Here is a 12,302-nt window from a genome sequence, read left to right as displayed (position 1 = left end):
TTTCTCGATTAACCAGATCCTGGGCTCTGCTGACGCCGAATGTCAGGAGAGGTGGTTTGAAAATCCCGGCTTAACCCCATATAAGGAACACCATTCCCTTGGCGGCCTCCGCCAAAGGGTTTCGTTTCGCTCGCCGCATTCAGACCCAAAGTCCTCCCCGGGAAGCTTCATGTCCTCAGCCATTTCCGTCTCCAGCCTCAACAAAACCTATGAGTCCGGTTTTGAAGCGCTGAAGAATATCAATCTCGATATCCGCCACGGCGAAATCTTCGCACTGCTCGGGCCGAATGGCGCAGGCAAGACGACGCTGATCAGCACCATTTGCGGCATCGTCAATCCGACCTCCGGCACGATCCTCGCCGATGGTCATGATATCATCAAGGAATACCGCGCGGCGCGTTCCAAGATCGGTCTCGTCCCCCAGGAGTTGACGACGGATGCATTCGAGACCGTGTGGGCGACGGTCAGTTTCAGCCGTGGCCTTTTCGGCAAGCCGGCCAATCCCGTCCACATTGAGAAGATCCTCAGGGAACTTTCGCTATGGGACAAGAAGGACAGCAAGATCATGACGCTCTCGGGCGGCATGAAGCGGCGCGTCATGATTGCCAAGGCGCTGTCGCACGAGCCGGAAATACTCTTTCTCGATGAGCCGAGCGCTGGCGTCGATGTCGAATTGCGGCGCGACATGTGGAATGTGGTGCGGGCCCTGCGCGAATCGGGCGTTACCATCATCCTCACGACTCACTATATCGAGGAGGCCGAACAGATGGCCGATCGCATCGGCGTCATAAGCCATGGCGAGATCATTCTCGTCGAGGAGAAGGACGCATTGATGCGCTCGCTCGGCAAGAAGGAGTTGCGCCTGCTTCTCCAGGAGAAACGCGAGGAAATACCCGAAGCTTTGGCGGCCTACGGGCTTGAACTTTCGCCCGACGGGAGCGAACTCGTTTATCACTACGATACGCGCAAGGAACGAACGGGCATTACGGCGCTCCTGAAGGATCTCGACAAGGCGGGTGTCCGGTTCAGCGATATTCAGACGCGGGAAAGTTCGCTCGAGGAAATTTTCGTCAACCTTGTGAGGGAACGCAAATGAACCTTTACGCGATAAAGGCGATCTATCTCTTCGAAATGCATCGCACCTGGCGCACGCTCATGCAGAGCGTCATTTCGCCGGTTCTGTCGACGAGCCTTTACTTCGTGGTTTTCGGTTCGGCGATCGGCGGCCGTATCCCCGAGATCAACGGCGTAAGCTACGGTGCGTTCATCGTGCCGGGCCTGATCATGTTGTCGCTGTTGACGCAGAGCATTTCCAACGCGTCGTTCGGCATCTATTTCCCGAAGTTCGTCGGCACGATCTACGAACTCCTCTCGGCACCAGTCTCCTACGTGGAGATCGTGATCGCCTATGTCGGGGCTGCGGCGACGAAGTCGATCATTCTCGGGGTGATCATCCTTGCGACTGCGGCGCTATTTGTACCACTGCGCATCGAACACCCCTTCGTGATGCTGCTGTTCCTGGTGCTGACAGCGGTAACCTTCAGCATGTTCGGTTTCATTATCGGCATCTGGGCGGATGGCTTTGAGAAGCTGCAGCTCGTGCCGCTGATGATCATCACACCGCTGACGTTTCTCGGCGGTAGTTTCTATTCGATCGACATGTTGCCGCCATTCTGGCAGACCGTGACGCTGTTCAATCCGGTGGTCTATCTTATCAGCGGGTTTCGCTGGAGCTTCTTTGGCCTTTCAGATGTGCATATCGGAACGAGCCTTGTCATGACAGCCGTGTTTCTCCTTGCGTGCATTCTGATCCTGCGCTGGATATTCAGGACGGGGTACAGGCTGAAGAGCTAAGTGGTTCGTTCGCCAATGACATGCAGACAATTTCGGCCATCCCGTACTGCATCGGTTACGAGGCGCCGATCAAAGGTCGCCAATTTCCCTTGGTGTGCCTGAGCAAGCGCCAGGAGGTATGTATCCGTGACCTGACCGGCATTCAACAGCCGCGACGGATCAATGGAATTGTCCATCAAGCTGATGTCATCTGGCCAAAAGACATGACCCGGAATGGCACGCAATCCGGCCAGAAGCGCAACAACCGCGGCTGGCGTGCCCGGTGAGTTAGGGTAGCGGGCGCTGCTGATAATACGGATCGCACCGTTCTCGGTTATTGGGCAAGTGGCCCAACTGGACCGTCCAATATCAGCAAACCACTCATGTGCAGGATCGTGATGGACATGTGCGGGATCGAATAGGGCAATCAGCACATTGACGTCCAGGAGATATGGCGTCACGGCAATTCATCGCGAAGTTGGTTCACCAGTTCCATCGTTACCGGCGCGGAATTGGTGCCTGCCGGAAGGAGCGGCACGCCGTTTCGCGTCGCTTGACGTGCCGTTGGAGCTTGCAGACCTTTGCGGGCGAGTGTCGATATGACTTCACCTACAGTTTTGCGCTGGCGCTCCGCAAGGCCCTTTGCGGCGGCGAGGACGTCATCATCAATGGCAAGCGTTGTTCGCATCGTCTGCCCCTCATCACGCGTCAAACATCACGCATCATATATGCGAGATCGTTGCCCAAATCAATTGCGGCGCCGCTTCCAGCGGTCTATCCCGCGAGTTTCTCCAGCGCCTCGAGGCCATGCTTCAACGCTGCTGCTCCACGCGGTCCCAGTTGCTGCAGCAGTTCAGCCTCGAAGTCATGCGCAACTTTCACAAGGTCGAGATAGGCCTTCCGCCCGGCCGGCGTCAGCACAAGATTTTCGACACGGCGGTCGGTCTCATCGCGCTTTCGCAACAGCCAGCGCCGCTGTTCGAGGGCGAGCACCGCACGCGAGACTTTTGTTTTGTGCATTGACGAATGAGTCCCGACCGCCGTGGCGGTGATGGTGCCAAACTGGCCCAGCGTTGCAAGTGTTCGCCACTCCGGCCGTGTCAGTCCATACTGATCCCGGTAACGGCTCGCGAAACGATGGCTCACGGCTTCTGCCGCCTTGTTGAGACGGTATGGGGTGAACGCCTCCAGTATAAGCGGCGGGTCGATGTCGATCTGGTTGTTCATGTCCACAATCCCGATTGTCATTGATAGTTACAAAATAGATCGTCACAATTGCAACTAAATTGGAGGTTCGATCATGGCTCTTCACTATATGCCGGGCTTCGGCAACGACTTTGAGACGGAATCGCTTCCAGGCGCCCTGCCGCAGGGACAAAACTCGCCGCAGCGCTGCGCTTACGGCCTTTACGCCGAGCAACTTTCCGGCTCCCCCTTTACTGCGCCGCGCGGCACGAACGAGCGATCCTGGCTCTATCGCATTCGCCCATCGGTCAAGCATAGCGGGCGCTTTTCGCCGGCAAAGCGCGAACACTGGAAGACCGCGCCAAACCTCGATGACCATGAATTGCCGATTGGACAGTTACGCTGGAATCCGACGCCAATGCCGCGCGATTCCATCAACTTTATTGATGGCATTCGCACCATGACCACGGCTGGCGATGTCCACGGTCAGGTGGGCATGTCCGCACATGTGTACGCGTTCAATACTGGCATGGACGACGACTACTTCTTCAATGCGGATGGCGAAATGCTGCTTTTGCCCGAGAAGGGCAAGCTCAACATTTTCACCGAGATGGGCAAAATCGAAATCGAACCTTCGGAAATCTGCGTGATCCCACGCGGGATGATGTTCAAGGTGTCGGCGCCTGACGGCGAGGCCAGGGGCTATATTTGCGAGAATTACGGGGCAAAATTCGCCCTGCCGGATCGCGGTCCGATTGGTGCCAACTGCCTGGCCAACCCGCGCGACTTCAAGACACCGGTTGCAGCCTTCGAAGACAAGGAAGTTCCTTGCCGTCTGCATGTGAAATGGTGCGGCAAGTTCTATCAGACGACACTCGATCATTCCCCGTTGGACGTCGTGGCTTGGCACGGGAATTATGCGCCCTACAAATATGACCTGCGCACGTTCTCGCCGGTCGGAGCGATCCTGTTCGATCATCCCGATCCATCGATCTTCACCGTGCTCACCGCGCCGTCGGGCGAGGAGGGAACGGCCAATGTCGATTTCGTTATTTTCCCGCCGCGCTGGCTGGTTGCCGAGCACAGTTTCCGGCCGCCCTGGTACCACCGCAACATCATGTCCGAATTCATGGGGCTGGTGTATGGTCAATACGATGCCAAGGAGGAGGGGTTCGTGCCTGGGGGCATAAGCCTTCACAACATGATGCTGCCGCATGGACCGGACACGATGGGGTTCAACAAGGCATCCACGGTGGAGCTCAAGCCGCAGCGGCTGGACAACACGCTTGCCTTCATGTTCGAGACGCGCTTCCCCCAGCATCTTACCCGCTATGCAGCTGATACGCCGACGCTGCAAGACAATTACGCCGACTGTTGGAAAGGTCTCCGCAAGCGGTTCAACGGGACGCCGGAAGGCGACTGGTCGGAGGAGATCGTAAAGTAAATGAAACTCGCCTCTCTCAATAATGGAACGCGCGATGGCAAACTGGTCATCGTGTCGAGGGATCTGACCCAATATACCGATGCCTCGTTCCTCGCGCCGACGTTGCAGTCCGCGCTGGACGACTGGTCGCGTATCGCCCCGCACCTCGCGGCGCTTGCCTCCAGCCTAGAACTGCGCGCTGTTCCCCTGGAGCGCTTTCACGAACATGATGCGCTGTCGCCCCTGCCGCGCGCCTACCAGTGGGCCGACGGATCAGCCTATGTCAATCATGTCGAACTGGTCCGCAAGGCGCGCAATGCGCCGATGCCCGAGAGCTTCTGGACCGACCCGCTCATCTATCAGGGTGGGTCCGACAGTTTCCTTGCTCCGCGCGAACCCATCCGCATGGCCGACGAAGCCTATGGCATCGACATGGAGGGAGAGGTTGCGGTGATCGTCGACGACGTGCCGATGGGCGCGGGTCACGACGAAGCGCGGGCCGCGATCCGCCTGATCATGTTGGTCAACGATGTCAGCCTGCGAAATCTCATTCCGGCCGAGCTTGCCAAAGGGTTCGGCTTTTATCAGTCAAAGCCGTCGTCGGCCTTCTCGCCGGTGGCGGTCACGCCCGATGAACTCGGCGAGACCTGGGATGGCGGCAAAGTGCGCCTGCCGCTCTGCGTCGATCTCAACGGCCGGCCCTTTGGCCGCGCCAACGCCGGCATCGACATGACGTTCGATTTTCCGACGTTGATTGCCCACGCGGCGAAGACACGCCCGCTTTGCGCCGGCACGATCATCGGATCGGGGACGGTGTCGAACAAGCTTGACGGCGAAGCGGGCAAACCCATTGAAGAGGATGGCGCCGGATACTCGTGCATCGCCGAAATCCGCATGATCGAGACGATTGCCACCGGCAGTCCGCGAACGCCATTCATGCGTTTCGGCGACACAGTTCGCATAGAGATGAAAGACGCATACGGCCATTCGATCTTCGGCGCCATCGAACAGCAGGTGACCCGCCATGAGCGCTAAAGCCATCCTCTATGATTATTGGCGCTCGTCGGCGAGCTACCGCGTGCGCATTGCCCTTAACATGCTCGGGCGTGAGTATGACAGGGTGCCGGTCGACCTCTTGAGCCAGGAGCATAAAGGCATCGATCACCTCTGTCGCAATCCGCAGGGGCTCGTGCCGACACTCGCGATCGACGGGCATATGATAACCCAGTCGCTTGCGATCATCGAATACCTCAACGAATCCCACCCCGAGGCTCGCTTCCTGCCTGACGATCCTTTGGGGCGACAACGGGTTCGCGCGCTTTCCTACGCAATCGCGATGGAAATCCATCCCGTCTGCAATCTGGGTGTGGCATCGCATGTCATGCAGCTTGCAGGGGGCGATGAAGCGGCGCGGCGCAACTGGATGCATAAGTTCATCTCTGAAGGTCTGGGCGCATTCGAGACCATGCTCGACCACCCCGAAACCGGGCACTTTTGCCATGGCGATACCCCTTCCATGGCCGATTTCTGCCTCGTGCCGCAGGTCTTCAATGCGAAGCGCTGGGGAGCCAAAATCGAAAGTCTGGAGCGCGTCAATGCCATCGCTGCCCGTTGCGACGCGATCGGTGCTTTTGCCGCGGCGCATCCTGATCGGCTGAGGCCGGGATTACCTGGTTAAATCGCCGGACGGGTCTCGCGGTTACTTGTAGCCATCGGTTTCGGGACCGCGTTGGGAAAAGTGTCCGGAGATTAGACGCCGCTGAAAGATCCGGTAGGGTTTTGGACTTGGTCTGGCCAGCGACGCATGACTTCGCCCGTCAAAGCTCTGATAGATCTCCTCGCATCGGTCATTTCCATTTGCAGTGCTTCGCTTGCACGTTGCAATTCGCCGGTCGAGTGCAATTTCGTAACGACCCATGCGAGTTTGCGGACAATGTCGGCACCATAGGCACCTTCGGCCTTGGCGATCGCATTATCGGGTATGTTTTTATGATGGTGCACGAGCATGCCAAGGTCGATGGCATCCCGATATGCAACGGAGCGATCGTGACACCTGTCGGCATTTGCCAGGAGCTTCTCCGCAAACAAATCCTCTTCGACAAGCATCGGTAGTCCAAGCTCCGTATCGATATGGCCACGCAGCTCAATCCGCGCTTCGCGGATGATTTCGAATTTGATCACCTGTTCGTTATGCCGTAGCGCGGTTCGCAATCCGTATTGATCGATTTTGAATGTGCGCAGCGGTTCGACAGGTGCTGGAAAGAACGCGCGAATACCCCGCTCGACAGCTGCGCTGCGCAGTTCGCGATATCCGTCCGGGTCAGCGCAAAGGAAATCAACATCCAGCGACTGCCGATATTCGCCGAGTTTGAGGACGATTGACGTGCCACCACCGAACCAGCACTGGTTGGTCGCCAGAAACGAAGCATCCATCAGGCGCAGCGCCTCAAGGATAACGCGGTGTTCCGCCCTTTTTAGTTCGGTCATATTTGTTCTCGCTGTGCATTGGTACTATGCAGCAGCAAGCATGGATCCGAAAGTCAGGAATTCAGCAATACGCCATTGCCGAAAGTATCGGTCAAATCTTTGATGAGATCCGCTTCAGGTCCCGTCAGCTTATCCGTATCGATAAACCGCCAATTGCGCTCGTAGATTTCAAACGCTTCTTGTGCCGGTATCGCGCGCGCAACATCGCGGTTCCAGGCAAGCTGCTTAAGCTGCGGGAAATCGGCTGGTACAATAGGGGCGATTATCGCTGGTTTCATAATGCATCCAATATAAATGTGGACTGCGGATCTTTAAAGCTCCAATCTATACCTACTCCGCCGCTTCGATCTTGATGACGCCGCGCCGAATCTGGTCTTCTTCGATCGATTCAAACAAGGCGCGGAAATTGCCTTCGCCAAAGCCTTCGTCGCCCTTGCGCTGAATGAATTCGAAGAAGATCGGGCCGATCACGGTCTTGGAGAAGATCTGCAGAAGGATCTTCGTCATGCCGCCATCGATGACACCTTCGCCGTCGATCAGAATGCCGTGCGTCTTCATGCGCTCGATCGGCTCGTCATGGCCCTGCACACGCTCGTGCGACTTCTCGTAATAGGTTTCGGGCGGGCCGGGCATGAATTTGAGCCCGTTTACGGACAGCTTGTCGGTAGCATCGTAAATCGCCTCGGTACCGACCGCGATGTGCTGGATGCCTTCGCCCTTGTATTTCCGCAGATACTCCTCGATCTGGCTCTTGTCGTCCGTCGATTCATTGAGCGGGATGCGGATCTTTCCGCAAGGCGACGTGATCGCGCGGGAGACGAGCCCCGTCAGCTTCCCGGCTATATCGAAGAAGTGGATCTGCTTGAAGCCAAAGAGCTCGCGGTAGAATGCCCACCATTTGTCCATGTTGCCGCGATAGACATTGTGGGTGAGGTGGTCGAGGTAATAGAACCCGACGCCTTCCGGCTTCGCATCGCGTTCGCCGAGCCATTCGAATTCGGCGTCGTAAGCCGATCCGCGCTCGGCATACGTTTCGATGAAGTACAAAAGCGAACCGCCGATCCCTACGATGGCAGGAACGTCCAGGGTCTTGTCCTCGCCTTCATACGGGGTCGCACCCTTGGCGACCGCGTGATTGAAGGCATGATTGGCATCGACCACGCGCCAGGCCATGGAAGGGGCGCAGGGGCCATGCTTCGAGACGAAATTGGTCGCATGAGAATTTGGTTCGGCGTTGAGAACGTAATTGATGTCGCCTTGGCGCCAAACTGTGATGTTCTTGCTCTCGTGGCGCGCAACCGGCACATAGCCCATGCGTGCGAACAACTCTTCGAGCTTTTCCGGCTCGGGATGGGCAAATTCCACGAACTCGAATCCGTCGGTGCCAGCTGGGTTTGCCTTGGTGATTGCGGCTTTCGGTGCGTCGTGCGGAAAAGGTCCCATATCATCCTCCATGTACCACCCTCATTATCGCGCAAATCAGCCGCATGGTGCTTGCATTTCAACGCCCTCTGGACGTAAATAATGCACGTTGTATGCATATTGGCGTTACAAGGAGCACGAATGGAGCATCTTGACGCATTCGACCGCAAGATACTGTTCAGCTTGCAGGAGGATGGGCGGCTGACAAACAACGAGCTTTCGGAAAAGATCAATCTCTCGCCCTCGCAGTGTTCGCGCCGCCGGTCTCGCCTTGAGGAGGAGGGCTATATTCGCGGCTACCGCGCGGAGATCGACCGCGAAAAACTCGGCCTTGGCATCGTCAACATTATTTCGGTGACGCTCGCGACACACAATCGCGACAACGCCCGGCGCTTCTCCGACCTTATCTCGAGATTGCCGCAAGTGATGGAGGCCCATGCGCTCACAGGCGAAATGGATTACTTTATCAAAGTAGTGACGCCTGATCTGCGGGCGCTCTCCGCCTTCGTCAATGATGTATTGCTGCCGCATGAATCAGTGCAGAATGTCAAAACCGCTATCGTGCTCGACACGCTGAAAGAGGATGGGCGGTTGCCAATCTAAAGATAAAGCGCCTTGCCGGCCATCGCGTAAACGCGGGCGCGCCCGAGCATATAGGCGGTGAGGGCATGGATATCGAAGAGGCCGTGGAATGCGCGGCTCATGATGTTCATCCCGCCCGTATAGGCGCCGAATGCCGGCATGATCAGCCGCGAATGGTCGCTGACGAAGCAGCGCCGCTGCACTGACTGGCCGCGGTGCACCACCTTGGCTGCCGGGTGGAGGTGTCCGGCGATTTCACCCCGGCACGCGAATTTCGAAGGCTCATGGCGGAAAATGAGATTGCCGAATGCAAGTTCCGTGAAGGTTTCGCCCGGAAGGTCGGCCGGATGTTCGGGGTCGTGGTTGCCTGTGATCCATATCCATTCGCGCCCCGCCATCAATGCGGCAAGCTGCGCCGCATAGACCGCTGGCAGGCGCGCCGCGGCCTTGCCGTCATGAAAACTGTCGCCGAGGCTGATGACGCAGGCCGGATCATAGCGCGCCATCACCTTGGCAAGCGCCGCGAGCGTCGACGCTGTATCATATGGCGGCAGCATCATGCCGCGCCGCGCGAACGACGATCCCTTCTCGAAGTGCAGATCCGAAACGATGAGGACACGGTCGTCTTCGAGATACAGCGCGCCTGAGGGATCCCCGATCGCCGGATGTCCTGCAACGGCAATCTGCGCCGAGCCGTGCAGTGCTGTCTTCGTTGTGTGGAATGCCGGATTCACTTCTGTTCCATCTCGCGGGTAAGCTCGTCGGCAATCTCCTCGAGGATCCTCTCATGCGCCTCGCCCGGAACGCGTTCCCTGCCGATTTCCAGCATGACGGGAACGGCAAGCGGCGAGATCTGATCAAGATCCTTGTGAACGATATTGCCCTTGATTCGCCCAAGCATATCGGCAAGTCGGCGAATGTCGAGAAGGCCGGTCGCCGCATCGGCCCGCGTCGCCTGAATAAGAATGTGATCCGGCTCGTGCTCGCGCAGGACATCGTAGATAAGATCGGTCGAAACCGTCACCTGCCTGCCCGTCTTCTCCTGCCCGGGATGACGCTTTTCGACAAGGCCCGATATTAGCGCGCAGTTGCGAAACGTGCGCTTCAGCATCCAGCTTTCCGCCAGCCAGGCTTCGAGGTCATCGCCCAGCATGTCCTCGTCGAAAAGCTCGGCCAGCGGCAGTTCGCCCTTCTTGAACATGCGGCCCATGTCGCGCATGCCCCAGATCGTCAACGCATAGTCCGTTGCGACAAAACCGAGTGGACGCGCCTTGGCCCGTTCAAGACGCCGGGTCAAAAGCATCCCGAGCGTCTGGTGCGCCAGTCTTCCTTCGAAGGGATAAGCCACCATATAGGAGCGCTCGCCGCGCGGGAACGTCTCGACAAGCAGGCTGCCGGGTTGTGGAATGATCGACCTGTCCCTCTGGATGCGCAGCCAGTCGCTCACCTGATCCGGGAGCGCGCCCCAACGCTTCGGGTCGGCGAGCATTCCTCGCACTTGATCCGCGAGATAGGTGGTCAGCGGGAACTTGCCACCGGCATAGGAGGGTATCTTTGCGTCGAAGCCGTCCGCTTTCGATACGAGGCACTCGTTTTCGCGAATGCCTTCGAACCGCAGCACGCGCCCGGAAAAGAAGAACGTATCGCCCCGCGACAATGCTTCGATAAACGATTCCTCCACCTTGCCGAGAACCGGCCCGCCGCGCACAGCGCCCTTGCTCCCTTGCCGGACGAGCCTGACATTGAGCGCCGGAGCTTCGATGATCGTGCCGACATTGAGCCGATATTGCTGCGCGAAACGCGGATGCGTCACCCGCCATGTGCCGTCGGCGGTCTGCCTTATCTTGGCGAAGCGCTCATAGCTCTTGAGAGCGTAGCCGCCGGTTGCCACGAAATCGATGATCCGGTCGAAGGTTTCGCGCGCCAGTTCGGCATAGGGAAGGGCCGTGATCACTTCAGCATAGAGATCGTCGGCGCGGAACGGCGCGGCGCAGGCCATGCCGAGAACGTGCTGCGCCAGCACATCGAGCGAACCCGCGCCAAGCGGCGGGGTATCCTGTGCGCCGATATAGTTCGCATCGAGCGCGGCCTGGCATTCCATCACCTCGAAGCGATTTGCAGGAACGAGGATCGCGCGCGACGGCTCGTCCATGCGGTGATTTGAGCGGCCGATGCGCTGCGCAAGGCGGCTGGCGCCCTTCGGCGCGCCGACATGGATGACGAGGTCGACGTCGCCCCAGTCGATGCCGAGATCGAGGGTCGAGGTGGCAACGACGGCACGCAGGGTATTAGCGGCCATCGCCTGTTCGACCCTGCGGCGTTTGCTGACATCGAGCGAACCGTGGTGTACGGCGATTGGCATGTTGTCTTCGTTCGCCATCCAAAGGTCATGGAACAGGCGCTCAGCCTGACTGCGGGTATTGACGAAGATCAGTGTTGTCCGGTGCGCCTTGATCGCCTCATAAATACCGGGGATCGCATAAATCGCCGAATGTCCGGCCCAGGGCACGTGGTCCTCGGTATCTAGGATAGTGATATGGGGTTTGGCGCCGCCCTCCACGGTCACGAGGCTCGCTTTTGGCGCATCCTCAGTCTGTGGCAGCAGCCATCGCCGCAATCCGTCTGGGTCGGCGACGGTCGCGGACAAGCCCACCGCTTGTAATCCGGGCTGCAGTTGCCGTAGGCGTGCAAGGCCGAGGGCAAGCAGATGACCACGTTTCGAGGTGACGAGCGAATGAAGCTCGTCGAGGATGACGTAGCGCAGGTCTTCGAAGAACTTGCCGGCATCCTTGCCGGATATGAGCAGAGCGAGTTGCTCGGGGGTGGTCAACAGAATGTCCGGGGGCGCGAGTTTTTGCCTCTGGCGCTTATAGGCGGGCGTATCGCCGGTGCGTGTTTCCAGCGAAATATCGAGGCCCATCTCGTCGATCGGCTTTTCGAGGTTGCGGTGGATATCGACGGCAAGGGCCTTCAGCGGCGAGATGTACAACGTATGGACGCCGCGGCTTGGCGCATTGCTCTTGCCGCGGGCGGACAGGTCAACGAGAGCGGGCAGAAATCCTGCGAGGGTCTTGCCGGCGCCGGTCGGGGCAATCAGAAGCGTCGATCTTCCCGCCTGCGCCTCCTCGAGAAGTTCGAGCTGATGCGCGCGCGGCGACCAGCCCTTCGACTGGAACCAGTCGAGAAAGGCCGGCGGCAGCATGGGTGTGCCGGTCTCGGCTATGGCGGCTTTGCTGGTGCTCACTTGCGCGAATGTAATGGCGCGGTGTCGATGCGCCAAGTTTTCTTTGTCAGGATTGTACGGAGCCAAATGCGACCTATGTTCGTTGTCGCAAGGTCCAAGTGATTGATGAGATGATGATGGCAATAT

Annotated in this window: 14 protein-coding genes; 6 read left to right on the top strand and 8 right to left on the bottom strand. The window is 58.4% G+C overall.

Annotation, left to right across the window (positions count from 1 at the left end):
* Window positions 1-169: 169 nt before the first annotated feature.
* Entirely contained in the window at window positions 170-1,096 is a 927-nt protein-coding gene (locus BLR72_RS19460) for an ABC transporter ATP-binding protein (RefSeq protein ID WP_091951187.1), read from the top strand.
* Complete coding sequence (locus BLR72_RS19455; RefSeq protein WP_027232293.1) at window positions 1,093-1,854, top strand: ABC transporter permease; 762 nt, start codon at window positions 1,093-1,095, stop codon at window positions 1,852-1,854. Before BLR72_RS19460 ends, BLR72_RS19455 begins: the two co-directional genes overlap by 4 nt.
* Here BLR72_RS19455 and BLR72_RS19450 read toward each other — a convergent pair.
* From BLR72_RS19450 to BLR72_RS19440, 3 genes are all read right to left on the bottom strand, one after another.
* Window positions 1,851-2,294: a TA system VapC family ribonuclease toxin gene (locus BLR72_RS19450; RefSeq protein ID WP_091951185.1), complete on the bottom strand. Its 444-nt coding sequence runs from the start codon at window positions 2,292-2,294 to the stop codon at window positions 1,851-1,853. The genes BLR72_RS19455 and BLR72_RS19450 overlap by 4 nt on opposite strands.
* A complete protein-coding gene (locus BLR72_RS19445) occupies window positions 2,291-2,521 on the bottom strand; it encodes a CopG family transcriptional regulator (RefSeq protein ID WP_091951183.1) in 231 nt (76 codons plus the stop codon). Before BLR72_RS19445 ends, BLR72_RS19450 begins: the two co-directional genes overlap by 4 nt.
* 86 nt (window positions 2,522-2,607) lie before the next feature.
* The gene (locus BLR72_RS19440) at window positions 2,608-3,060 is read right to left on the bottom strand and encodes a MarR family winged helix-turn-helix transcriptional regulator (protein ID WP_091951320.1); all 453 of its coding nucleotides are present in this window, start codon (window positions 3,058-3,060) and stop codon (window positions 2,608-2,610) included.
* A 73-nt stretch (window positions 3,061-3,133) separates the two neighbouring features.
* Between BLR72_RS19440 and hmgA the strand changes: the two genes are divergently transcribed.
* From hmgA to maiA, 3 genes are read left to right on the top strand one after another with little or no spacing between them, the layout of a single operon-like run.
* Complete coding sequence (hmgA, locus tag BLR72_RS19435) at window positions 3,134-4,462, top strand: homogentisate 1,2-dioxygenase (RefSeq protein ID WP_091951181.1); 1,329 nt, start codon at window positions 3,134-3,136, stop codon at window positions 4,460-4,462.
* Window positions 4,463-5,476 (top strand): fumarylacetoacetate hydrolase family protein, encoded by a 1,014-nt coding sequence (locus BLR72_RS19430; RefSeq protein ID WP_091951179.1) that lies wholly within the window; start codon window positions 4,463-4,465, stop codon window positions 5,474-5,476. It abuts the gene before it with no gap.
* Entirely contained in the window at window positions 5,466-6,119 is a 654-nt protein-coding gene (gene maiA / locus BLR72_RS19425; RefSeq protein ID WP_091951177.1) for a maleylacetoacetate isomerase, read from the top strand. The genes BLR72_RS19430 and maiA overlap by 11 nt, the downstream gene beginning before the upstream one ends.
* Window positions 6,120-6,190: 71 nt before the next feature.
* Here the strand turns inward: maiA and BLR72_RS19420 are convergent, their stop codons facing one another.
* The 3 genes from BLR72_RS19420 to hppD are packed head-to-tail and all read right to left on the bottom strand — an operon-like array spanning window position 6,191 to window position 8,371.
* Window positions 6,191-6,928: a nucleotidyl transferase AbiEii/AbiGii toxin family protein gene (locus BLR72_RS19420; RefSeq protein ID WP_091951175.1), complete on the bottom strand. Its 738-nt coding sequence runs from the start codon at window positions 6,926-6,928 to the stop codon at window positions 6,191-6,193.
* Window positions 6,929-6,981: 53 nt separating this feature from the next.
* Entirely contained in the window at window positions 6,982-7,206 is a 225-nt protein-coding gene (locus BLR72_RS19415) for a hypothetical protein (protein WP_091951173.1), read from the bottom strand.
* A 52-nt stretch (window positions 7,207-7,258) separates the two neighbouring features.
* The gene (gene hppD, locus BLR72_RS19410; RefSeq protein WP_091951171.1) at window positions 7,259-8,371 is read right to left on the bottom strand and encodes a 4-hydroxyphenylpyruvate dioxygenase; all 1,113 of its coding nucleotides are present in this window, start codon (window positions 8,369-8,371) and stop codon (window positions 7,259-7,261) included.
* A 120-nt stretch (window positions 8,372-8,491) separates the two neighbouring features.
* Here hppD and BLR72_RS19405 point away from each other — a divergent pair, with 120 nt between their 5' ends.
* A complete protein-coding gene (locus BLR72_RS19405; protein WP_091951170.1) occupies window positions 8,492-8,953 on the top strand; it encodes an Lrp/AsnC family transcriptional regulator in 462 nt (153 codons plus the stop codon).
* On the opposite strand, the gene pdeM is transcribed toward BLR72_RS19405, so the two are convergent.
* Both pdeM and BLR72_RS19395 read right to left on the bottom strand, forming a co-directional pair.
* The gene (pdeM, locus tag BLR72_RS19400; RefSeq protein WP_153670286.1) at window positions 8,950-9,633 is read right to left on the bottom strand and encodes a ligase-associated DNA damage response endonuclease PdeM; all 684 of its coding nucleotides are present in this window, start codon (window positions 9,631-9,633) and stop codon (window positions 8,950-8,952) included. The genes BLR72_RS19405 and pdeM overlap by 4 nt on opposite strands.
* 29 nt (window positions 9,634-9,662) lie before the next feature.
* Window positions 9,663-12,134, bottom strand: coding sequence for a ligase-associated DNA damage response DEXH box helicase (locus tag BLR72_RS19395; RefSeq protein WP_091951166.1), 2,472 nt, complete (start codon window positions 12,132-12,134; stop codon window positions 9,663-9,665).
* Window positions 12,135-12,302 lie beyond the last annotated feature (168 nt).

The organism is Phyllobacterium sp. YR620, from assembly GCF_900104165.1.
GTDB classification, from domain to species: domain Bacteria; phylum Pseudomonadota; class Alphaproteobacteria; order Rhizobiales; family Rhizobiaceae; genus Phyllobacterium; species Phyllobacterium pellucidum.
This window is presented reverse-complemented; position numbering and strand designations above follow the sequence as displayed.